General features: G+C 36.5%; 14 protein-coding genes, 3 pseudogenes and 1 other annotated feature. Of the genes and pseudogenes, 16 read left to right on the forward strand and 1 reads right to left on the reverse strand.

What is annotated here, in order from left to right:
• The first annotated feature begins 1 nt into the window (after window position 1).
• The 13 genes and pseudogenes from nusG to tuf all read left to right on the forward strand — a co-directional run bounded on the left by nusG (window position 2) and on the right by tuf (window position 16,688).
• The gene (gene nusG, locus HMPREF3264_RS10505) at window positions 2-550 is read left to right on the forward strand and encodes a transcription termination/antitermination protein NusG (RefSeq protein WP_002441094.1); all 549 of its coding nucleotides are present in this window, start codon (window positions 2-4) and stop codon (window positions 548-550) included.
• A 203-nt stretch (window positions 551-753) separates the two neighbouring features.
• Window positions 754-1,176, forward strand: coding sequence for a 50S ribosomal protein L11 (rplK, locus tag HMPREF3264_RS10510; RefSeq protein WP_002433084.1), 423 nt, complete (start codon window positions 754-756; stop codon window positions 1,174-1,176).
• Window positions 1,177-1,414: 238 nt separating this feature from the next.
• On the forward strand, window positions 1,415-2,110 hold the full coding sequence (gene rplA, locus HMPREF3264_RS10515) for a 50S ribosomal protein L1 (RefSeq protein WP_002441096.1): 696 nt from the start codon (window positions 1,415-1,417) through the stop codon (window positions 2,108-2,110).
• Window positions 2,111-2,203: 93 nt separating this feature from the next.
• Window positions 2,204-2,350 (forward strand) — a sequence feature (ribosomal protein L10 leader region).
• 38 nt (window positions 2,351-2,388) lie between these two features.
• Window positions 2,389-2,890, forward strand: a pseudogene (gene rplJ / locus HMPREF3264_RS10520) (50S ribosomal protein L10).
• 40 nt (window positions 2,891-2,930) lie between these two features.
• A complete protein-coding gene (rplL, locus tag HMPREF3264_RS10525) occupies window positions 2,931-3,299 on the forward strand; it encodes a 50S ribosomal protein L7/L12 (RefSeq protein ID WP_002433406.1) in 369 nt (122 codons plus the stop codon).
• Window positions 3,300-3,504: 205 nt separating this feature from the next.
• The gene (locus HMPREF3264_RS10530) at window positions 3,505-4,113 is read left to right on the forward strand and encodes a class I SAM-dependent methyltransferase (RefSeq protein WP_070832674.1); all 609 of its coding nucleotides are present in this window, start codon (window positions 3,505-3,507) and stop codon (window positions 4,111-4,113) included.
• A 216-nt stretch (window positions 4,114-4,329) separates the two neighbouring features.
• Window positions 4,330-7,881, forward strand: a complete 3,552-nt coding sequence (rpoB, locus tag HMPREF3264_RS10535; RefSeq protein ID WP_002441102.1) for a DNA-directed RNA polymerase subunit beta — start codon at window positions 4,330-4,332, stop codon at window positions 7,879-7,881.
• Between the two features lie 161 nt (window positions 7,882-8,042).
• A pseudogene (gene rpoC, locus HMPREF3264_RS10540) lies at window positions 8,043-11,639 on the forward strand (DNA-directed RNA polymerase subunit beta').
• Window positions 11,640-11,780: 141 nt separating this feature from the next.
• A complete protein-coding gene (locus tag HMPREF3264_RS10545; protein ID WP_002441106.1) occupies window positions 11,781-12,041 on the forward strand; it encodes a ribosomal L7Ae/L30e/S12e/Gadd45 family protein in 261 nt (86 codons plus the stop codon).
• 90 nt (window positions 12,042-12,131) lie between these two features.
• A complete protein-coding gene (gene rpsL / locus HMPREF3264_RS10550) occupies window positions 12,132-12,545 on the forward strand; it encodes a 30S ribosomal protein S12 (RefSeq protein WP_037541120.1) in 414 nt (137 codons plus the stop codon).
• Window positions 12,546-12,615: 70 nt separating this feature from the next.
• Window positions 12,616-13,086 (forward strand): 30S ribosomal protein S7, encoded by a 471-nt coding sequence (rpsG, locus tag HMPREF3264_RS10555; protein ID WP_001137495.1) that lies wholly within the window; start codon window positions 12,616-12,618, stop codon window positions 13,084-13,086.
• Between the two features lie 117 nt (window positions 13,087-13,203).
• Window positions 13,204-15,285, forward strand: a complete 2,082-nt coding sequence (gene fusA / locus HMPREF3264_RS10560) for an elongation factor G (RefSeq protein ID WP_002441110.1) — start codon at window positions 13,204-13,206, stop codon at window positions 15,283-15,285.
• Window positions 15,286-15,503: 218 nt separating this feature from the next.
• The gene (gene tuf, locus HMPREF3264_RS10565; protein ID WP_002432994.1) at window positions 15,504-16,688 is read left to right on the forward strand and encodes an elongation factor Tu; all 1,185 of its coding nucleotides are present in this window, start codon (window positions 15,504-15,506) and stop codon (window positions 16,686-16,688) included.
• Between the two features lie 213 nt (window positions 16,689-16,901).
• Here the strand turns inward: tuf and HMPREF3264_RS10570 are convergent, their stop codons facing one another.
• The gene (locus tag HMPREF3264_RS10570) at window positions 16,902-18,068 is read right to left on the reverse strand and encodes a M20 family metallopeptidase (protein WP_070832704.1); all 1,167 of its coding nucleotides are present in this window, start codon (window positions 18,066-18,068) and stop codon (window positions 16,902-16,904) included.
• 185 nt (window positions 18,069-18,253) lie between these two features.
• Between HMPREF3264_RS10570 and HMPREF3264_RS10575 the strand changes: the two genes are divergently transcribed.
• From HMPREF3264_RS10575 to HMPREF3264_RS10585, 3 genes and pseudogenes are all read left to right on the forward strand, one after another.
• Complete coding sequence (locus tag HMPREF3264_RS10575; RefSeq protein WP_070873289.1) at window positions 18,254-19,441, forward strand: glycine C-acetyltransferase; 1,188 nt, start codon at window positions 18,254-18,256, stop codon at window positions 19,439-19,441.
• Between the two features lie 156 nt (window positions 19,442-19,597).
• Entirely contained in the window at window positions 19,598-20,104 is a 507-nt protein-coding gene (locus tag HMPREF3264_RS10580; protein ID WP_070873302.1) for a GNAT family N-acetyltransferase, read from the forward strand.
• 636 nt (window positions 20,105-20,740) lie between these two features.
• A pseudogene (locus tag HMPREF3264_RS10585) lies at window positions 20,741-21,700 on the forward strand (ornithine cyclodeaminase family protein).
• Window positions 21,701-22,183 lie beyond the last annotated feature (483 nt).

A 22,183-nucleotide genomic window follows, 5' to 3' on the forward strand; every position in this document is an offset into this window, starting at 1 on the left:
CATGTCTGAAGAAGTGGGCGCAAAGCGTTGGTATGCTGTGCATACCTATTCTGGATATGAAAACAAAGTTAAAAAGAATTTAGAAAAAAGAGTAGAATCTATGAATATGACAGAACAGATTTTCAGAGTTGTCATACCAGAAGAGGAAGAAACACAAGTTAAAGACGGTAAAGCGAAGAAACTTGTTAAAAAAACATTCCCTGGCTACGTACTTGTAGAATTAGTAATGACTGATGAATCATGGTATGTAGTTAGAAATACACCTGGTGTTACAGGGTTCGTAGGTTCAGCAGGAGCAGGTTCAAAACCGAACCCGCTACTTCCTGAAGAAGTGCGCTTCATTCTTAAGCAAATGGGACTTAAAGAAAAAACAATTGATGTTGAACTTGACGTAGGTGAACAAGTTCGCATTAAATCAGGACCTTTTGCAAATCAAGTTGGCGAAGTACAAGAAATTGAAGCTGATAAATTTAAATTAACTGTACTTGTAGATATGTTTGGTCGTGAAACACCTGTAGAAGTTGAATTCGATCAAATAGAAAAGCTGTAATCTGAATTTATAAAGGCTCATTTGAAAAACGATAAAAAACTTTCGATTAAAAGATGAAATTTTACTATTGATTTTTCAATAGGGCGAGTGTTAAAATAATGTGGTCGCGCTTTTAGAGCGTTCATTTCGTCACGAAATGTTTAAGAGTGGGAGGGCAAAACTGAGCCCTGTGACCACATCACGATATCAAGGAGGTGCACATCGTGGCTAAAAAAGTAGAAAAAGTAGTTAAATTGCAAATTCCTGCAGGTAAAGCGAACCCAGCACCACCAGTTGGTCCAGCATTAGGTCAAGCAGGTGTGAACATCATGGGATTCTGTAAAGAGTTCAATGCACGTACTCAAGAACAAGCAGGTTTAATCATTCCGGTAGAAATTAGTGTTTATGAAGACCGTTCATTCACATTCATTACTAAAACACCACCGGCTCCAGTACTACTTAAAAAAGCAGCTGGCGTAGAAAAAGGTTCAGGTGAACCTAATAAAACAAAAGTTGCATCAGTAACTAAAGATCAAGTACGCGAAATTGCTCAAACTAAAATGCAAGACTTAAACGCTGCAGACGAAGAAGCAGCTATGCGTATTATCGAAGGTACTGCACGTAGCATGGGTATCACTGTAGAATAATTGAAGTTAAACTATAAATTAATTTTTTAAAACGAACTTAATTTAGACGATAAAAGCAGGTAACAGAGAAGGTAAACAATTGATATTGTCTATTCATATGAGGTTGAGATAATGCAATCATTCGTTAAAGATAAGATGATTATCTCGCTCAATTTCCACTGTTATCTGCTCTTAACTTGCAAGAGGCAAGTAAATGTGGGAGGAAATTCCGCTAAAACCACTAAAGGAGGAACAATAAATGGCTAAAAAAGGTAAAAAGTATCAAGAAGCAGCTAGTAAAGTTGACCGTACGCAACACTACAGTGTTGAAGAAGCAATTAAATTAGCTAAAGAAACTAGCATTGCTAACTTTGACGCATCTGTTGAAGTAGCATTCCGTTTAGGAATTGATACACGTAAGAATGACCAACAAATCCGTGGTGCAGTTGTTTTACCAAACGGAACTGGTAAATCTCAACGTGTATTAGTATTCGCTAAAGGCGATAAAATCACTGAAGCTGAAGAAGCAGGTGCAGATTACGTAGGCGAAGCAGATTACGTACAAAAAATCCAACAAGGTTGGTTTGACTTTGACGTAGTTGTAGCTACTCCAGACATGATGGGCGAAGTTGGTAAATTAGGTCGTGTATTAGGACCTAAAGGTTTAATGCCAAACCCTAAAACTGGTACAGTAACGATGGACGTTAAAAAAGCAGTTGAAGAAATCAAAGCTGGTAAAGTAGAATACCGTGCTGAAAAAGCTGGTATCGTACATGCTTCTATCGGTAAAGTTTCATTTGACGATGAAAAATTAGTTGAAAACTTCAAAGCTTTACAAGACGTTTTAGCAAAAGCTAAACCATCTTCTGCTAAAGGTACTTACTTCAAATCTGTTGCTGTTACTACAACAATGGGTCCTGGAGTTAAAGTTGATACTTCATCTTTCAAACTATAAATTTAAAATAGTCAACACGATTACAGACTGAAGGAAGCAATCTTTCAGTCTGTAAATTTTTTGTTGACTTATTACATCAAAGCAGTTATATTATTAATTGTGATTATTTTACCTAAGACAGTAGGAGTTATTTATAACTTAAAACTTATCCTACCGAGGCTAAAATTGACTTGAACGTGATGATTAATGATCTTTCAAGCACTTTTTGCCGTGGGTAGAAAGTGCTTTTTTTATTGCAATTAAAAAAAGCACCAAAAAATATAAATGGAGGTGTCTGAATGTCTGCTATCATTGAAGCAAAAAAAACAACAAGTAGATGCAATTGCTGAACAACTTAAAAATTCAGTATCAACAGTTATCGTTGACTACCGTGGTTTAACAGTAGCAGAAGTTACTGAATTACGTTCACAATTACGTGAAGCTGGTGTTGAGTACAAAGTTTACAAAAACACTATGGTTCGTCGTGCAGCTGAACAAGCAGGTATCGAAGGCTTAGATGAATTCTTAACAGGTCCAACAGCTATCGCAACTTCAACTGAAGATGTTGTAGCTCCAGCGAAAGTTATCGCAGGATTTGCTAAAGAACACGAAGCTTTAGAAGTTAAAACAGGCGTTATGGAAGGTAGCGTAATCTCAGCTGAAGAAGTTAAAACTGTTGGTTCATTACCTTCACACGATGGTCTTGTATCAATGCTTTTATCAGTATTACAAGCTCCAGTACGCAACTTCGCTTATGCAGTTAAAGCCGTTGGTGAACAAAAAGAAGAAAGCGCTGAATAATTGCGCATAATAAAATTAAAATTAATGGAGGAATTATAAAATGGCTAATCAAGAACAAATCATTGAAGCAATTAAAGAAATGTCAGTATTAGAATTAAACGATTTAGTAAAAGCAATTGAAGAAGAATTTGGTGTAACTGCAGCAGCTCCAGTAGCAGCAGCAGGCGCAGCTGGTGGCGGCGACGCAGCAGCTGAAAAAACTGAATTTGATGTTGAATTAACTTCAGCTGGATCTTCAAAAATCAAAGTTGTTAAAGCAGTTAAAGAAGCAACTGGCTTAGGCTTAAAAGATGCTAAAGAATTAGTAGACGGAGCTCCTAAAGTAATTAAAGAAGCTATGCCTAAAGAAGACGCTGAAAAACTTAAAGAACAATTAGAAGAAGTTGGAGCTACTGTAGAATTAAAATAGTTTCTACTTTCTAATTAAATAGTTAGGTTGAAACGTCATGTTCGACCAACTTCTTTAGTCTAGTCAACATGCATACAACCTGAATTCTTTGAGAAATTAAAACCCCGTTATTGCGATAACGGGGTTTTTAGTTAGTTTATGGTAATATATAGTATTTTGTAATCACGCACATGCGTATTTGATAAATTTGATTCGAGGTGGAGAAATGGGTCACTATTATGATGAAAATCCAGAAGTGAAAAGTAATCAAAAGAAAATTAGCTATCATTTCGATAAAACACGTCTAGAGTTCACTACGGATGCAGGAGTATTCTCGAAAGATAAAGTAGATTTTGGTTCAGACTTACTGATTCAAACCTTTTTGAAAGAGCATCCTCCAGGTCCTAGTAAACATATTGCAGATGTAGGGTGTGGATATGGGCCAATTGGTTTAACAATTGCAAAGATTTCTCCGCATCATCAGCTGTCATTACTAGACGTTAATAACAGGGCTCTAGCGCTTGCGGAAATAAATAAAACAAAAAATCAAATTGAAAACGCTGAAATTATTGAAAGTGATTGTTTATCAGATGTAGATAATCAACGATTTGATTATGTTTTAACTAATCCACCCATTCGTGCAGGTAAAGATATTGTGCATCGTATTTTTGAAGAAGCTTATGAAAAGCTTAAAGCACAGGGCGAACTTTACGTTGTGATTCAAAAGAAACAAGGTATGCCATCTGCGAAGAAAAAGATGGAAGCTCTTTTTAATAACGTAGAAGTTGTTAATAAGAGTAAGGGATATTATATTTTGAAAAGTTCAAAAGGTTGATTTCAAAATCGTATTCTGATATAGTTATAAAATGTAAAAATTTATGTTCAATAAGTGTGTACTTTTACGTAAAAAGGATAAATAAATTAAGTATAAATATAAATCGAAAATGGTGTCATCATAAGTGTTGCCGTTTTCTTTTTGTCTTTTATATTCGTTATTGTTTCCTTTTAAAAAGTATCAGTAAAACACACAATTTTTGAGGGGTGAATCTGTTTGGCAGGTCAAGTTGTCCAATATGGAAGACATCGTAAACGTAGAAATTACGCGAGAATTTCAGAAGTATTAGAATTACCAAACTTAATAGAAATTCAAACTAAATCTTACGATTGGTTCCTTAAAGAAGGTTTATTAGAAATGTTTAGAGACATTTCTCCAATTGAAGATTTCACAGGTAACCTATCTTTAGAATTTGTAGATTATAGATTAGGTGATCCGAAATACGATTTAGAAGAATCTAAAAACCGTGACGCTACTTATGCTGCACCTCTTCGTGTGAAAGTACGTCTCATTATTAAAGAAACAGGCGAAGTGAAGGAACAAGAAGTCTTCATGGGTGATTTCCCATTAATGACTGACACAGGTACATTCGTTATCAATGGTGCTGAACGTGTTATCGTTTCTCAATTAGTACGTTCACCATCCGTTTATTTCAACGAGAAAATTGATAAAAATGGACGCGAAAACTACGATGCAACTATCATTCCTAACCGTGGTGCTTGGTTAGAGTATGAAACAGATGCGAAAGATGTAGTATACGTTCGTATCGATAGAACTCGTAAATTACCATTGACAGTATTATTACGTGCTCTAGGTTTCTCAACTGATCAAGAAATTGTTGATTTACTAGGTGAGAGTGAATATTTACGTAATACATTAGAAAAAGATGGTACTGAAAATACTGAACAAGCATTATTAGAAATTTATGAACGTTTACGTCCTGGCGAACCACCAACAGTTGAAAATGCTAAAAGCTTATTATACTCACGCTTTTTCGACCCTAAACGTTATGATTTAGCAAGTGTTGGTCGTTACAAAGCTAACAAAAAGTTACATTTAAAACACCGTTTATTTAATCAAAAATTAGCAGAACCTATTGTTAATAGTGAAACAGGTGAGATTGTAGCTGAAGAAGGTACTGTATTAGATCGTCGTAAAATTGACGAAATCATGGACGTTTTAGAAACAAACGCTAACAGTGAAGTTTTCGAATTAGAAGGTAGCGTTATTGACGAACCTGTTGAAATTCAATCAATTAAAGTCTATGTACCTAATGATGAAGAAGGTCGCACAACTACTGTAATTGGTAATGCATTACCAGATTCAGAAGTTAAATGTATTACACCAGCTGATATCATTGCGTCAATGAGTTATTTCTTCAACTTATTAAATGGTATTGGTTATACAGATGATATCGACCACTTAGGTAACCGTCGTTTACGTTCAGTTGGTGAACTTTTACAGAACCAATTCCGTATCGGTTTATCAAGAATGGAACGTGTTGTTCGTGAAAGAATGTCTATTCAAGACACTGATTCAATCACACCACAACAATTAATCAACATTCGTCCGGTTATTGCGTCTATTAAAGAATTCTTCGGAAGTTCACAATTATCGCAATTCATGGACCAAGCTAACCCATTAGCTGAGTTGACTCATAAACGTCGTCTATCAGCATTAGGACCTGGTGGTTTAACGCGTGAACGTGCCCAAATGGAAGTGCGTGACGTTCACTATTCTCACTATGGCCGTATGTGTCCAATCGAAACACCTGAGGGGCCAAACATTGGTTTAATCAACTCATTATCAAGTTATGCACGAGTAAATGAATTTGGTTTTATTGAAACACCTTATCGTAAAGTAGATTTAGATACGAACTCTATCACTGACCAAATTGATTACTTAACTGCTGATGAAGAAGATAGTTACGTTGTTGCCCAAGCGAACTCTCGTTTAGACGAAAATGGTCGTTTCTTAGATGACGAAGTTGTTTGTCGTTTCCGTGGTAATAACACAGTTATGGCTAAAGAGAAAATGGACTACATGGATGTATCTCCTAAACAAGTAGTATCTGCAGCGACAGCTTGTATTCCATTCTTAGAAAATGATGACTCTAACCGTGCATTAATGGGTGCGAACATGCAACGTCAAGCAGTACCATTGATGAATCCAGAAGCGCCATTTGTTGGTACAGGTATGGAACATGTAGCCGCACGTGATTCAGGTGCAGCGATTACTGCTAAACATAGAGGACGCGTTGAACACGTTGAATCTAACGAAGTATTAGTACGTCGTTTAGTAGAAGAAAACGGCACTGAACATGAAGGTGAATTAGATCGTTACCCATTAGCTAAATTCAAACGTTCAAACTCTGGTACATGTTATAACCAACGTCCAATTGTTTCTGTTGGTGATGTAGTAGAATACAATGAAATTTTAGCTGACGGTCCTTCAATGGAATTAGGTGAAATGGCATTAGGACGTAACGTTGTAGTTGGTTTCATGACTTGGGACGGTTATAACTACGAGGATGCTGTTATCATGAGTGAACGTTTAGTTAAAGATGACGTTTATACTTCTATTCACATTGAAGAATATGAATCTGAAGCTCGTGATACTAAGTTAGGACCTGAAGAAATTACTCGTGACATTCCTAACGTATCTGAAAGTGCACTTAAAAACTTAGACGATCGCGGTATCGTTTATGTTGGTGCTGAAGTTAAAGACGGTGACATCTTAGTAGGTAAAGTAACGCCTAAAGGTGTAACTGAATTAACAGCTGAAGAAAGATTATTACATGCTATCTTCGGTGAAAAGGCTCGTGAAGTCCGCGATACATCATTACGTGTACCACATGGTGCAGGCGGTATCGTTCTAGATGTTAAAGTATTCAATCGTGAAGAAGGCGATGATACGTTATCTCCAGGTGTAAACCAATTGGTACGTGTTTATATCGTTCAAAAACGTAAAATTCATGTAGGGGACAAAATGTGTGGTCGTCACGGTAACAAAGGTGTTATCTCTAAAATTGTTCCTGAAGAAGATATGCCATACTTACCAGATGGTCGTCCAATCGACATCATGTTAAACCCACTTGGTGTACCATCACGTATGAACATCGGACAAGTACTTGAGTTGCATTTAGGTATGGCTGCTAAGAACTTAGGCATCCATGTAGCATCTCCAGTATTCGATGGTGCAAACGATGATGATGTATGGTCAACAATTGAAGAAGCAGGTATGGCTCGTGATGGTAAAACTGTATTATACGATGGACGTACAGGTGAACCATTCGATAACCGTATTTCTGTAGGTGTCATGTACATGCTTAAACTTGCTCACATGGTTGACGATAAATTACACGCACGTTCAACTGGACCATACTCACTTGTTACACAACAACCACTTGGTGGTAAAGCACAATTCGGTGGTCAACGTTTCGGTGAGATGGAGGTATGGGCACTTGAAGCATATGGTGCTGCATACACATTACAAGAAATCTTAACTTATAAATCTGACGATACAGTAGGTCGTGTTAAAACTTACGAATCTATCGTTAAAGGTGAAAATATCTCTAGACCAAGTGTTCCAGAATCATTCAGAGTATTGATGAAAGAATTACAAAGTTTAGGATTAGATGTTAAAGTGATGGACGAGCAAGACAACGAAATTGAAATGGCGGACGTTGATGATGAAGATGCAACTGAACGCAAAGTAGATTTACAACAAAAAAATGCTCCCGAATCACAAAAAGAAACAACTGATTAATAAGCACTTAAGATAAATGAATCCTAAAGAGGTTATGAGATGGTTGCCATTTCAACCTCTTTAAGGTATTCGATTTCAATGAATGTAAATCAATCAAATAGCACAGCTAATCTAAATTGAAGGAGGTAGGCTCCTTGATTGATGTAAATAATTTCCATTATATGAAAATAGGATTAGCTTCACCTGAAAAAATTCGTTCTTGGTCTTATGGTGAAGTTAAGAAACCTGAAACAATAAACTATCGTACTTTAAAACCAGAAAAAGATGGTCTTTTCTGTGAAAGAATTTTCGGACCTACGAAAGACTGGGAATGTAGTTGTGGTAAGTACAAACGTGTACGCTACAAAGGTATGGTATGTGATAGATGTGGCGTTGAAGTAACTAAATCAAAAGTGCGTCGTGAAAGAATGGGACACATAGAATTAGCAGCACCTGTATCACATATTTGGTATTTCAAAGGAATTCCAAGTCGTATGGGTCTATTGCTTGATATGTCTCCAAGAGCATTAGAAGAAGTCATCTACTTCGCTTCTTATGTTGTAGTTGATCCAGGTCCAACTGGTTTAGAAAAGAAAACTTTACTATCTGAAGCTGAATTCAGAGAATACTATGACAAATATCCAAATCAATTCGTAGCTAAAATGGGTGCTGAAGGAATTAAAGACCTATTAGAAGAAATTGATTTAGATGAAGAATTAAAAATGTTACGTGACGAGTTAGAATCAGCTACTGGTCAAAGATTAACTCGTGCAATCAAACGTTTAGAAGTTGTTGAATCATTTAGAAATTCTGGTAATAATCCTTCATGGATGATTTTAGATGTACTTCCAATTATTCCACCAGAAATTCGTCCAATGGTTCAATTAGACGGCGGACGTTTTGCAACAAGTGACTTAAACGATTTATATCGTCGTGTGATCAACCGTAACAATCGTTTAAAACGTTTATTAGATTTAGGTGCTCCTGGCATCATCGTTCAAAACGAAAAACGTATGTTACAAGAAGCAGTAGATGCTTTAATTGATAACGGTCGCCGTGGTCGTCCAGTAACTGGTCCAGGTAACCGTCCATTGAAATCACTTTCACATATGTTGAAAGGTAAACAAGGTCGTTTCCGTCAAAACTTACTTGGTAAACGTGTTGACTACTCAGGACGTTCAGTTATTGCGGTAGGACCTAGCTTGAAAATGTATCAATGTGGTTTACCGAAAGAAATGGCACTTGAACTATTCAAACCATTTGTAATGAAAGAATTAGTTCAACGTGAAATCGCAACAAACATTAAAAATGCGAAAAGTAAAATCGAACGTATGGATGACGAAGTTTGGGACGTATTAGAAGATGTTATTACTGAACATCCAGTACTACTTAACCGTGCGCCTACGCTTCACAGATTAGGTATCCAAGCATTTGAACCAACATTAGTTGAAGGACGTGCAATCCGTCTTCACCCACTTGTAACTACTGCTTACAACGCAGACTTTGATGGTGACCAAATGGCTGTTCACGTACCTCTATCTAAAGAAGCTCAAGCCGAAGCACGTATGTTAATGTTAGCTGCTCAAAACATCCTTAACCCTAAAGATGGTAAGCCGGTCGTTACACCATCTCAAGATATGGTATTAGGTAACTATTACTTAACATTAGAACGTAAAGATGCTGTTAATACTGGTGCTATCTTTAATGATACAAACGAAGTATTAAAAGCATATGCGAATGGCTATGTTCACTTACACACTCGTATTGGTGTACATGCAAGTTCATTCAACAATCCAACGTTCACTGATGAACAAAATAGTAAAATTTTAGCTACGTCTGTAGGTAAAATTATTTTCAATGAAATTATTCCGGATTCATTCGCATATATAAATGAACCAAGCCAAACAAACTTAGAAAGTACAACACCTGATAGATACTTTGTAGACCCTACACAATTAGGTGAAGGTGGCTTAAAAGAATACTTTGAAAATGAAGAACTTATTGAGCCATTTAATAAGAAATTTTTAGGAAATATCATTGCAGAAGTATTCAACAGATTCAGTATTACAGATACTTCTATGATGTTAGATAGAATGAAAGACTTAGGTTTCAAATTCTCATCTAAAGCTGGTATTACAGTTGGTGTATCTGACATCGTGGTACTTCCAGATAAACAAGATATCTTAGACGAACACGAAAAATTAGTTGAACGTGTTACTAAGCAATTTAACCGTGGTTTAATCACTGAAGATGAACGTTATAACGCTGTTGTTGAAATTTGGACTGATGCGAAAGACCAAATTCAAGGCGAATTAATGCAATCACTTGAGAAAACAAACCCAATCTTCATGATGAGTGACTCTGGTGCCCGTGGTAACGCTTCTAACTTCACGCAATTAGCAGGTATGCGTGGATTAATGGCTGCACCATCAGGTAAAATCATCGAGTTACCTATCACATCTTCATTCCGTGAAGGTTTAACAGTGTTAGAATACTTCATTTCTACACACGGTGCGCGTAAAGGTCTTGCCGATACAGCCCTTAAAACAGCTGACTCTGGTTACCTTACTCGTCGTCTTGTTGACGTTGCACAAGATGTTATCGTTCGTGAAGAAGACTGTGGTACTGACAGAGGTTTATTAGTTTCTGATATCAAAGAAGGTACAGAAATGATTGAACCGTTTATCGAACGTATCGAAGGTCGTTATTCTAAAGAAACAATTCGTCATCCTGAGACTGATGAAATTATTATCCGTCCAGATGAATTAATCACAGCAGATATCGCTAAACAAATCACAGATGCTGGTATCGAACAAATGTACATCCGCTCAGCATTTACTTGTAACACGCGTCACGGTGTATGTGAAAAATGTTACGGTAAAAACCTTGCAACTGGTGAAAAAGTTGAAGTGGGTGAAGCAGTTGGTACAATTGCCGCTCAATCAATCGGTGAACCAGGTACACAGCTTACAATGCGTACATTCCACACAGGTGGTGTAGCAGGAAGCGATATCACACAAGGTCTTCCACGTATTCAAGAGATCTTCGAAGCGCGTAACCCTAAAGGTCAAGCGGTTATTACTGAAATCGAAGGTGTCGTTGAAGATATTAAATTAGCTAAAGATCGTCAACAAGAAATCATCGTTAAAGGCGCTAATGAAACTAGATCTTATCTAGCTTCAGGTACTTCAAGACTTAAAGTAGAAGTAGGTCAATCTGTAGAACGTGGTGAAGTTCTTACAGAAGGTTCTATTGAACCTAAGAACTACTTAGCCGTTGCTGGCTTGAATGCAACTGAAAGTTACTTACTTAAAGAAGTACAAAAAGTTTACCGTATGCAAGGTGTTGAAATTGACGATAAACACGTTGAAGTAATGGTAAGACAAATGTTACGTAAAGTTCGTATTATCGAAGCTGGTGACACTAAATTATTACCAGGTTCACTTGTAGACATCCACAGCTTTACAGATGCTAACAGAGAAGCATTCAAACATCGTAAACGCCCTGCAACTTCTAAACCAGTATTGCTTGGTATTACTAAAGCTTCTCTTGAAACTGAAAGCTTCTTATCAGCTGCATCATTCCAAGAAACAACACGTGTACTTACAGATGCGGCTATTTAAGGTAAACGCGATGACTTACTCGGACTTAAAGAAAACGTTATTATCGGTAAGTTGATTCCAGCTGGTACTGGTATGAGACGTTATAGTGATATTCAATATGAGAAAACATCAGCTCCTGTAACAGAAGTTGATGAAGAAGTAGAAATCACTGAATAAGATATTCTTTGAGAGTGGGAGAGACCATTTCCCACTCTCTTATATTAATTTATAAAAGCATAGATATAATGTTGACTATGTGTACTAAAAAATGTTAATATATTAAAGGTTGATGCAAGCAGAACTTTGGAGGATATGTACATGTCTAATGAAAAAGTTGCACGCTTTAACAAACAACACTATGTAGTTGGTCTTAAAGAAACGCTTAAAGCGTTAAAGAAAGATCAAGTTACATCATTGATTATTGCTAAAGACGTTGAAGTTCATCTATTGACTCGCGTGTTAAGCTATATCAATCAAGAAAATATACCAGTTACATTTTTCCGAAGCCAACGTGCTTTAGGAGAATATGTAGGTATCAACGTTAATGCAACGATTGTTGCGTTATTGAATGAGAATTAGTAAGTATTTTACTTACTAAATTTTATTTAACCTTAAAATGAACCACCTGGATGTGTGGGATTAAAAAATGAAGAGAGGAGGACACATTCAATGCCAACTATTAACCAATTAGTACGTAAACCAAGAAAAAGCAAATCTAAAAAATCAGATTCACCAGCTTTAAACAGAGGTTTCAATAGTAAAAAGAAACAATTTACTCACTTAAACTCACCTCAAAAACGTGGTGTTTGTACTCGTGTAGGTACTATGACACCTAAAAAACCTAACTCAGCGTTACGTAAATATGCACGTGTGCGTTTATCAAACAACATTGAAATCAACGCATACATCCCTGGTATCGGACACAACTTACAAGAACACAGTGTAGTACTTGTACGTGGTGGACGTGTAAAAGACTTACCTGGTGTGCGTTATCATATCGTACGTGGTGCACTTGATACTTCAGGTGTTGATGGACGTAGACAAGGACGTTCATTATACGGAACTAAAAAACCTAAAAATTAAGTTTAAGATTACGTAAATTTTAAATACATTTTTAAAGATTATACTATAATAGGAAGGGAGGATTTACATTATGCCTCGTAAAGGATCAGTACCAAAAAGAGACGTATTACCGGATCCAATTCATAACTCTAAGTTAGTTACTAAATTAATTAACAAAATTATGTTAGACGGTAAACGCGGAACAGCTCAAAGAATTCTTTATTCTGCATTCGACCTAGTTGAACAACGTAGTGGTCGTGATGCATTAGAAGTATTCGAAGAAGCAATCAATAACATTATGCCAGTATTAGAAGTTAAAGCTCGTCGTGTGGGTGGTTCTAACTACCAAGTACCAGTTGAGGTACGCCCAGAACGTCGTACTACTTTAGGATTACGTTGGTTAGTAAACTATGCTCGTCTTCGTGGTGAGAAAACTATGGAAGATCGTTTAGCTAACGAAATCTTAGACGCTGCAAATAATACAGGTGGTGCAGTCAAAAAGCGTGAGGACACTCACAAAATGGCTGAAGCAAACAAAGCATTTGCTCACTACCGTTGGTAAGATGAAAGCTTTTACCCTGAGTGTGTTCCGTTATATGGTTTACCAATAATGGCTCATGCTTAGGGCATCGCCATATCTATAGTACTTATTCAGTAAATACTGGAAGGAGAAAAACACATGGCAAGAGACTTTTCTTTGAAAAATACTCGTAACATCGGTATCATGGCTCACATTGATGCTGGTAAAACTACTACGACTGAACGTATTCTTTATTACACAGGTCGTATCCACAAAATTGGTGAAACACACGAAGGTGCTTCACAAATGGACTGGATGGAACAAGAACAAGACCGTGGTATCACAATCACATCTGCTGCAACTACAGCACAATGGGATGGACACCGTGTAAACATTATCGATACACCTGGACACGTAGACTTCACTGTAGAAGTTGAACGTTCATTACGTGTATTAGATGGTGCGGTAACTGTACTTGATGCTCAATCAGGTGTAGAACCACAAACAGAAACTGTTTGGCGCCAAGCAACTACTTACGGTGTACCACGTATCGTGTTTGTAAACAAAATGGATAAATTAGGTGCGAACTTCGACTATTCAGTAAGCACTTTACATGATCGTTTACAAGCAAACGCTGCACCTATTCAATTACCAATTGGTGCTGAAGATGAATTCGAAGCAATCATTGACTTAGTTGAAATGAAATGCTTTAAATATACAAATGATTTAGGTACAGAAATCGACGAAATTGAAATTCCTGACGATCACAAAGAAAGAGCTGAAGAAGCTCGTGCTCAATTAATTGAAGCCGTTGCTGAAAACAATGACGAATTAATGGAGAAATATCTTGGTGACGAAGAAATTTCAATCGACGAATTAAAAGCTGCTATCCGTAAAGCAACTACTGACGTAGAATTCTACCCAGTACTTTGTGGTACAGCATTCAAAAACAAAGGTGTTCAATTAATGCTTAACGCAGTAATTGATTACTTACCTTCACCATTAGACGTTAAACCAATTATTGGTCACCGTGCTAATGATCCTGAAGAAGAAGTAATTGCTAAACCAGACGATTCAGCTGAATTTGCTGCATTAGCATTCAAAGTTATGACTGACCCTTACGTTGGTAAATTAACTTTCTTCCGTGTATACTCTGGTACATTAACTTCAGGTTCATATGTGAAGAACTCAACTAAAGACAAACGTGAACGTGTAGGTCGTTTATTACAAATGCACGCAAACTCACGTCAAGAAATCGATACTGTTTACTCAGGCGATATCGCTGCTGCGGTAGGTCTTAAAGAAACAGGTACTGGTGATACTTTATGTGGAGAGAAAAACGACATTATCTTGGAATCAATGGAATTCCCAGAACCAGTTATCCACTTATCTGTTGAACCAAAATCTAAAGCTGACCAAGACAAAATGACTCAAGCTTTAGTTAAATTACAAGAAGAAGACCCAACATTCCATGCACACACTGATGAAGAAACTGGACAAGTTATCATTGGTGGTATGGGTGAATTACACTTAGACATCTTAGTTGACCGTATGAAGAAAGAATTTAACGTTGAATGTAATGTAGGTGCGCCAATGGTTTCATACCGTGAAACATTCAAGCAAGCTGCACAAGTTCAAGGTAAATTCTCTCGTCAATCTGGTGGTCGTGGTCAATACGGTGATGTTCACATTGAATTCACACCTAACGAAACAGGTGGCGGTTTCGAATTCGAAAACGCTATCGTCGGTGGTGTAGTTCCACGTGAATACATTCCATCAGTTGAACAAGGTCTTAAAGATGCTATGGAAAATGGTGTCTTAGCTGGTTATCCATTAATCGATGTTAAAGCTAAATTATTTGATGGTTCATACCATGATGTCGATTCATCAGAAATGGCCTTCAAAATTGCTGCATCATTAGCACTTAAAGAAGCTGCTAAAAAATGTGATCCAGTTATCTTAGAACCAATGATGAAAGTAACTATCGAAATGCCTGAAGAATACATGGGCGATATCATGGGTGACGTAACTGCTCGTCGTGGACGTGTAGATGGTATGGAACCTCGTGGTAATGCACAAGTTGTAAATGCCTTTGTACCACTTTCAGAAATGTTCGGTTATGCAACTTCATTACGTTCTAACACTCAAGGTCGCGGTACTTACACTATGTACTTTGACCACTATGCAGAAGTTCCTAAATCAATCGCTGATGAAATCATCAAGAAAAATAAAGGTGAATAATATAACTTGTTAAGACTAGCCATGCTAGGTTAAAATACAGGTTGAGCTTATTGTTAAGCTATCACTTTTATGATTTGATTTTTAGGGGTAAATGCATTATAAAAGAATTATAAATTCTTTTAGGCTAAACTCAATCAATTATCTTCTCATGATGGTGAGAAACTATCATGAGAGATAAATTTGAAATAACTTTTACTAAGAATAGGAGAGATTTAATAATGGCAAAAGAAAAATTTGATCGCTCAAAAGAACATGCCAATATTGGTACTATCGGTCACGTTGACCATGGTAAAACAACTTTAACAGCTGCTATCGCAACTGTATTAGCTAAAAATGGTGACACTGTTGCACAATCATACGACATGATTGACAACGCTCCAGAAGAAAAAGAACGTGGTATTACAATCAATACTGCACACATCGAGTATCAAACTGACAAACGTCACTATGCTCACGTTGACTGCCCAGGACACGCTGACTATGTTAAAAACATGATTACTGGTGCTGCTCAAATGGACGGCGGTATCTTAGTAGTATCTGCTGCTGACGGTCCAATGCCACAAACTCGTGAACACATTCTTTTATCACGTAACGTTGGTGTACCAGCATTAGTTGTATTCTTAAACAAAGTTGACATGGTTGACGACGAAGAATTATTAGAATTAGTTGAAATGGAAGTTCGTGACTTATTAAGCGAATATGACTTCCCAGGTGACGATGTACCTGTAATCGCTGGTTCAGCATTAAAAGCTTTAGAAGGCGATGCTCAATACGAAGAAAAAATCTTAGAATTAATGCAAGCAGTTGATGACTACATTCCAACTCCAGAACGTGATTCTGACAAACCATTCATGATGCCAGTTGAGGACGTATTCTCAATCACTGGTCGTGGTACTGTTGCTACAGGCCGTGTTGAACGTGGTCAAATCAAAGTTGGTGAAGAAGTTGAAATCATCGGTATCCACGAAACTTCTAAAACAACTGTTACTGGTGTAGAAATGTTCCGTAAATTATTAGACTACGCTGAAGCTGGTGACAACATCGGTGCATTATTACGTGGTGTTGCTCGTGAAGACGTACAACGTGGTCAAGTATTAGCTGCTCCTGGTTCAATCACACCACACACTAAATTCAAAGCTGAAGTATACGTTTTATCTAAAGACGAAGGTGGACGTCACACTCCATTCTTCAGTAACTACCGCCCACAATTCTATTTCCGTACTACTGACGTAACTGGTGTTGTAAACTTACCAGAAGGTACTGAAATGGTTATGCCTGGCGACAACGTTGAAATGACAGTTGAATTAATCGCTCCTATCGCAATTGAAGACGGTACTCGTTTCTCAATCCGTGAAGGTGGACGTACTGTAGGATCAGGCGTTGTAACTGAAATCTTCGAATAATATTTATTATTTGATACAAAGGACTCCCTTTTGGGGGTTCTTTTTTTGTGCGCAATTTACCCTATCATGTTCCACATTGTTTTCTAGAATTTTTTCTAAAAAGCGATACTCGAAATACAACCACTTGATATATTTTTCAAAAATAAAAAAGGTAGCGTATGAGTGCTCACTTGTTTAAAAGTAAGAGTCATACACTACCTTTGTATCTAAAAACTAAAATACCTGTTCAATTTCTAAAATCTTCAAGAATTCACTTGCTGCATATTTAAAAGCTGTCTCATCAATATCGAAATATGGATTATGATGAGGTGCTGTAATTCCTTTATCTTCATTACCACAGCCTGTTAAGAAGAAAGCACCAGGACGTACTTTAAGATAATGTGAGAAGTCTTCTCCAATCATCATCAAATCAGACTCATTAAATCTCAAATGTAAATCATTTGCTGCTTGTTTAACGACTTCATATGCTTGAGGATGATTATGCACTGGAAGATATCCTTTAATATACTCCATCTTATATGTGATGTCGTTAGCAACTGCTAACCCTTGTAAAAGTTTATCCATTTTTTCTTGGATATGATTTTGTAGTGCAGTATCAAAGGTGCGAACGGTTCCTTTACAGAACGCGGTATCAGGAATCACACTATCTGTAGAACCAGCTTGAACCATGCCAAACGTTAATACGGCTTCTTTAACTGGGTCAATCGTACGAGAAACAATCTTCTGTGCACTCAATATAAATTCAGCCATGATAACGATAGGGTCAATCGTTTCATGAGGCTTTGCACCATGACCGCCTTTTCCTTGGATCGTAATACTAAATTCATCAGGCGATGCCATAATCGCTCCGGGTCTTGAATAAATTGTACCTGATGGATAACCACTCCATAAATGCGTTCCATAAATCTTATCAACATCTTGAAGACATCCAGCATCAATCATTTCTTGAGAACCACCTGGCATGATTTCCTCACCATATTGAAAAATGAACACCACATTACCCTTCAACAAATGACGATGTTCATTCACAATCTCAGCAACGCCAAGTAAGATGGCAGTGTGACCATCATGACCACATGCATGCATACAGCCTTCATGTTTAGAGCGATATGGAACATCATTTAATTCTTGAACAGGTAAAGCATCAAAATCTGCGCGAAATGCAATTGTAGGACCGTCTTCAGCGCCTTTGAATGTCGCCTTAATACCATTACGGCCAACTGGCGTTTCTATATTGCATGATAACTGGCTTAATTGATTCACAATAAAGTCATGTGTACGTTTTTCTTCGAAAGAGAGTTCAGGATATTGATGTAAATATCGTCGCAGCTGAACCATTCTCTTCTCTTTTTTGCTTGCCAATTGGAACCAATCAAACACGTTTATCACTTCTTCCGTCATATTATCGTTATAAGTATATCATTATTGCCATAGCTACAGTAGACCTTCATATGAATTATTTTCAAGAGTGTTAAACAGTTATAATGCTCAAATGATAAGGCTTTCATGATTTCAAAAATTAAGGTATCATTAAAGAAAATAGACAATGCAAGGGGGATTCCATTGTGGTTCAATCACTACATGAGTTTTTAGATGAAAATATTCAATACTTAAAAGACAATGGCTTATACAATGAAATTGATTCAATTGAAGGTGCCAACGGACCTGAAATTAAAATTGATGGAAAAACATATGTTAATTTATCATCAAACAACTACTTAGGACTAGCAACAAACGATGATTTAAAAGTAGCAGCCAAACAAGCTATCGATACACATGGTGTGGGTGCAGGTGCTGTACGATCTATTAATGGTACGTTAGATTTACATGATGAATTAGAGGAAACACTTGCAAAGTTTAAAGGAACTGAAGCAGCTATCGCATATCAATCAGGATTTAACTGTAATATGGCTGCTATTTCAGCTGTCATGAATAAGAACGACGCGATTTTATCTGACGAACTCAACCATGCTTCTATTATTGATGGCTGTCGTTTATCTAAAGCTAAAATTATCCGTGTAAATCATTCAGATATGGATGATTTACGTGCAAAAGCTAAAGAAGCGGTAGAGTCAGGTCAATATAATAAAGTGATGTACATCACTGATGGCGTATTCAGTATGGATGGAGACGTTGCCAAACTACCAGAAATCGTTGAAATTGCTGAAGAATTTGGTTTATTAACATACGTTGACGATGCGCACGGTTCAGGCGTGATGGGCAAAGGTGCAGGTACAGTTAAACATTTTGGATTACAAGATAAAATCGATTTCCAAATTGGCACATTGTCTAAAGCAATCGGTGTAGTAGGTGGTTACGTTGCCGGATCTCAACAATTAATCGACTGGCTGAAAGCACAATCAAGACCATTCTTATTCTCAACATCACTTGCACCTGGAGATACGAAGGCTATTACTGAAGCTGTTAAAAAGTTAATGGCTTCTACAGAACTACACGATCAGTTATGGGAGAATGCACAATACTTAAAGGATGGACTTTCTAAATTAGGTTTCGATACTGGAAAATCAGAATCACCAATTACTCCTGTAATAATTGGTGATGAGAAAGATACACAAGCGTTCAGTAAACGTCTTAAAGAAGAAGGCATCTACGTTAAATCAATCGTCTTCCCAACAGTTCCTAGAGGCACTGGCCGTGTAAGAAACATGCCTACAGCTGCGCACACGAAAGACATGTTAGACAAAGCGCTCGCTGCTTATGAAAAGGTCGGAAAAGAATTAAATATTATATAAATTGCTATTATATAGGGAGTGGGAAATGAAAGTAATGTTACTAAATTATATTTCTAACCCACTTCCTTAATTTTTTCTATTTAAAATGCTTTAATATGATGGGGCATTCATTTTACAATAAAAGTGATAAGAATGGATGAGAAGAGGTATGACGGTGTGGAAGAATTAAGGCAACTTACGTATAAAGACGAAGAAGCATTCAAAGTTTATATTCAAGAATGGTATGACAATGATGAGAAAGTAGTCCCAGGAAATACAAATTTGAAAGAATATCAATCATTTAAAGCTATGGTTGATGAGCTTAATCAAGAAAAGCCGAGTGAGGGTGGTGTTCCTTCAACGACACTATTCTATTTTGTTGACGGAAATATCGTGGGCGCAGTAGATATTAGACATGTTCTTTTTTATAGGTTTTTTAATATTGGTGGTCATGTTGGATACGGTGTCGCGTCATCATATAGAGGTAAAGGGTATGCCTCAATCTTATTAGGACAAGCTCTTAATTATTTAAAATCTCTCAATGTTGAAACAGTGTTCATGACTACAAATCCATTCAATTATGCCTCACAAAATGTAATAAAAAAGTACGGTGGCTATGAAATCGAACCCTATATTAAAAAGAATGGGAAAGTCGTTAATCGATATCAAATTTTGAATAAATAATAAAAATAAAAAAATCATCCTTCGAAAACGAAGAATGATATGTGTCAAAAGTTAGTTAAATAGTTTTGCTTATATAAAAGCAAAATCGCAAGGTAATGTGTTAGTGCACATTGCCTTTTATTTATAAATAAAAGAATAGCACGGAATTTACATTGTCACAACATAAATTTAATAAATCCAACACTTTTGTTTCAAATATCGGATTTAGTCAATATATCATCTAGAAAAGTTAAATGCTTATGAACCATAGCACATGAAAATAAAGTCACATAAATAGGAGCAAACAATGAAGTATTTAATTTATGGAATGAACCTATTGAATTATCTTATTTTAATCATTTGTATTTGTATCAATTTCAACAATATAAGTAAATTTGGGCTAGATATTATATCAATTTTTGGTTTGTTTAGTATCACATTACTTATCATTTCATTATGTTTAAGATTTCTACTTCAACGTCAAAATGCTATTAAAAATGTTCTTAATGTCAGTATTTTCATTAATCTCTTTAATGTCATTGTACTTCTTCCAATATTACTACCGATTTTGTTTTAAAATTAATTAAAGTGTTACATCCTTTTTTCATAGGGAATGTTATTAAAAAAGAGGCTTTTTCATTAATAAGGAGGGGTTAAATGCGATATTTAGACGAACAAACTCAAGCAGAGTTATTAAATATGAATGAAGTTATCGAAGAGGTAGGACAAGCGCTTCAGGCATTTTCTGAAGGTAAGACCGAAACACCGCTACGACATGTCATACCATTTAATGAAGAGAATCGTTATTTAGTCATGCCAGCATTATCAGATGAATTAAAAATTGTTGGGTTAAAAACAGTTTCTTTCGTTCCTGACAATCCTAAAAAAGGAAAATCAACGATTACTGGTTCAGTCATATTAAGCGATTATGAAACAGGGGAAACGCTGGCAGTATTAGATGGTGGTTATTTAACTAAAATTAGAACAGGCGCGATCTCTGGTGTTGCTACCAAATACTTGTCTCGTGAAGATGCTAAAGTATAAACCGTTATTGGTGCTGGTGTACAAGCTGAAGGTCTCATAGAAGCTGTAATGGCTGTAAGAAATATTGAGGAAATTCACTTTTCAAGTAGGACAAAGGAAAAGGCTGAAAAACTTGCTAAAACAACTCAACAACAATTCGGAGTTAAAGTAAAAGTTTATGATGAAGCGGATGAGGCAATGGAAGGAGCAGATGTTGTTGTAACAGCTACAAATGCTTCAAAGCCAGTATATTCACATACGTTACATCCGGGCGTACATCTTAATGCAGTAGGATCATTCAAGCCTGATATGCAAGAGTTACCTTCAGAGTCTATGATGGTTGCTAATAAGATCGTTGTTGAATCAACTGAAGCGGCTATGGAGGAGACAGGTGACTTAAAAGTGCCTCAAGATGAGGGTGTATTGACTGATGATATGTTATACAGTGAGTTAGGTGATATCGTCTCAGGAAAGAAAGCGGGTCGTGAAGACGAAAAAGAGGTCACATTATTTAAATCAGTAGGATTAGCAATTGTAGATATCGTTGTTGCACAGTATTTTTATAAAAAGTCACTAGAAAATAAAAAATCATAATCAGACGAGGGTGAACAAAAGCATTATCCTTAAAAGATAAACAAAAAGTAGCAGTAAGATGATTTTCCATTGAAGTCATCTTGCTACTACTTTTTTAATGGAATTATGTCCCGATCTCCTATTTAAAATCACTTATGGTCGGCGACGATAATTTGAAATAATGCGCATAACGTTGAGCACACAAAGAAACAGAAATCCAATTAAACTAAAGCTACAAAGAAGAATACGAGTTAACTCTTGTTTCGTGCAAAGGATATGTATATCTTGATAGATAAAACATATAAACACGATTAAAGAAATGATTAAACCCAATTGTTCTTGTTTATATGTTTTTGGTGCCTCTTTCATGTCAATCATCCTTGTACTTTACGATTATATAATAAATGATACCGTTCTCAATTATCATTTTCAAATGTTTTCAAAAAAGAGGGTGTTCACTCTGACTTCAGACAAACCTCAGACTGAATAGAAGAGATTAATGCT

Origin of the sequence: Staphylococcus sp. HMSC62A08 (genome assembly GCF_001839105.1) — a bacterium.
GTDB classification, from domain to species: Bacteria; Bacillota; Bacilli; order Staphylococcales; family Staphylococcaceae; genus Staphylococcus; species Staphylococcus caprae.

Bases quoted from the DNA above. Each gene is read 5' to 3' on its own strand.
- nusG (WP_002441094.1), top strand. From the start codon at position 2: ATGTCTGAAGAAGTGGGCGCAAAGCGTTGGTATGCTGTGCATACCTAT.
- rplA (WP_002441096.1), top strand. From the start codon at position 1,415: ATGGCTAAAAAAGGTAAAAAGTATCAAGAAGCAGCTAGTAAAGTTGAC.
- rplL (WP_002433406.1), top strand. From the start codon at position 2,931: ATGGCTAATCAAGAACAAATCATTGAAGCAATTAAAGAAATGTCAGTA.
- HMPREF3264_RS10530 (WP_070832674.1), top strand. From the start codon at position 3,505: ATGGGTCACTATTATGATGAAAATCCAGAAGTGAAAAGTAATCAAAAG.
- HMPREF3264_RS10545 (WP_002441106.1), top strand. From the start codon at position 11,781: ATGTCTAATGAAAAAGTTGCACGCTTTAACAAACAACACTATGTAGTT.
- rpsL (WP_037541120.1), top strand. From the start codon at position 12,132: ATGCCAACTATTAACCAATTAGTACGTAAACCAAGAAAAAGCAAATCT.
- rpsG (WP_001137495.1), top strand. From the start codon at position 12,616: ATGCCTCGTAAAGGATCAGTACCAAAAAGAGACGTATTACCGGATCCA.
- fusA (WP_002441110.1), top strand. From the start codon at position 13,204: ATGGCAAGAGACTTTTCTTTGAAAAATACTCGTAACATCGGTATCATG.
- tuf (WP_002432994.1), top strand. From the start codon at position 15,504: ATGGCAAAAGAAAAATTTGATCGCTCAAAAGAACATGCCAATATTGGT.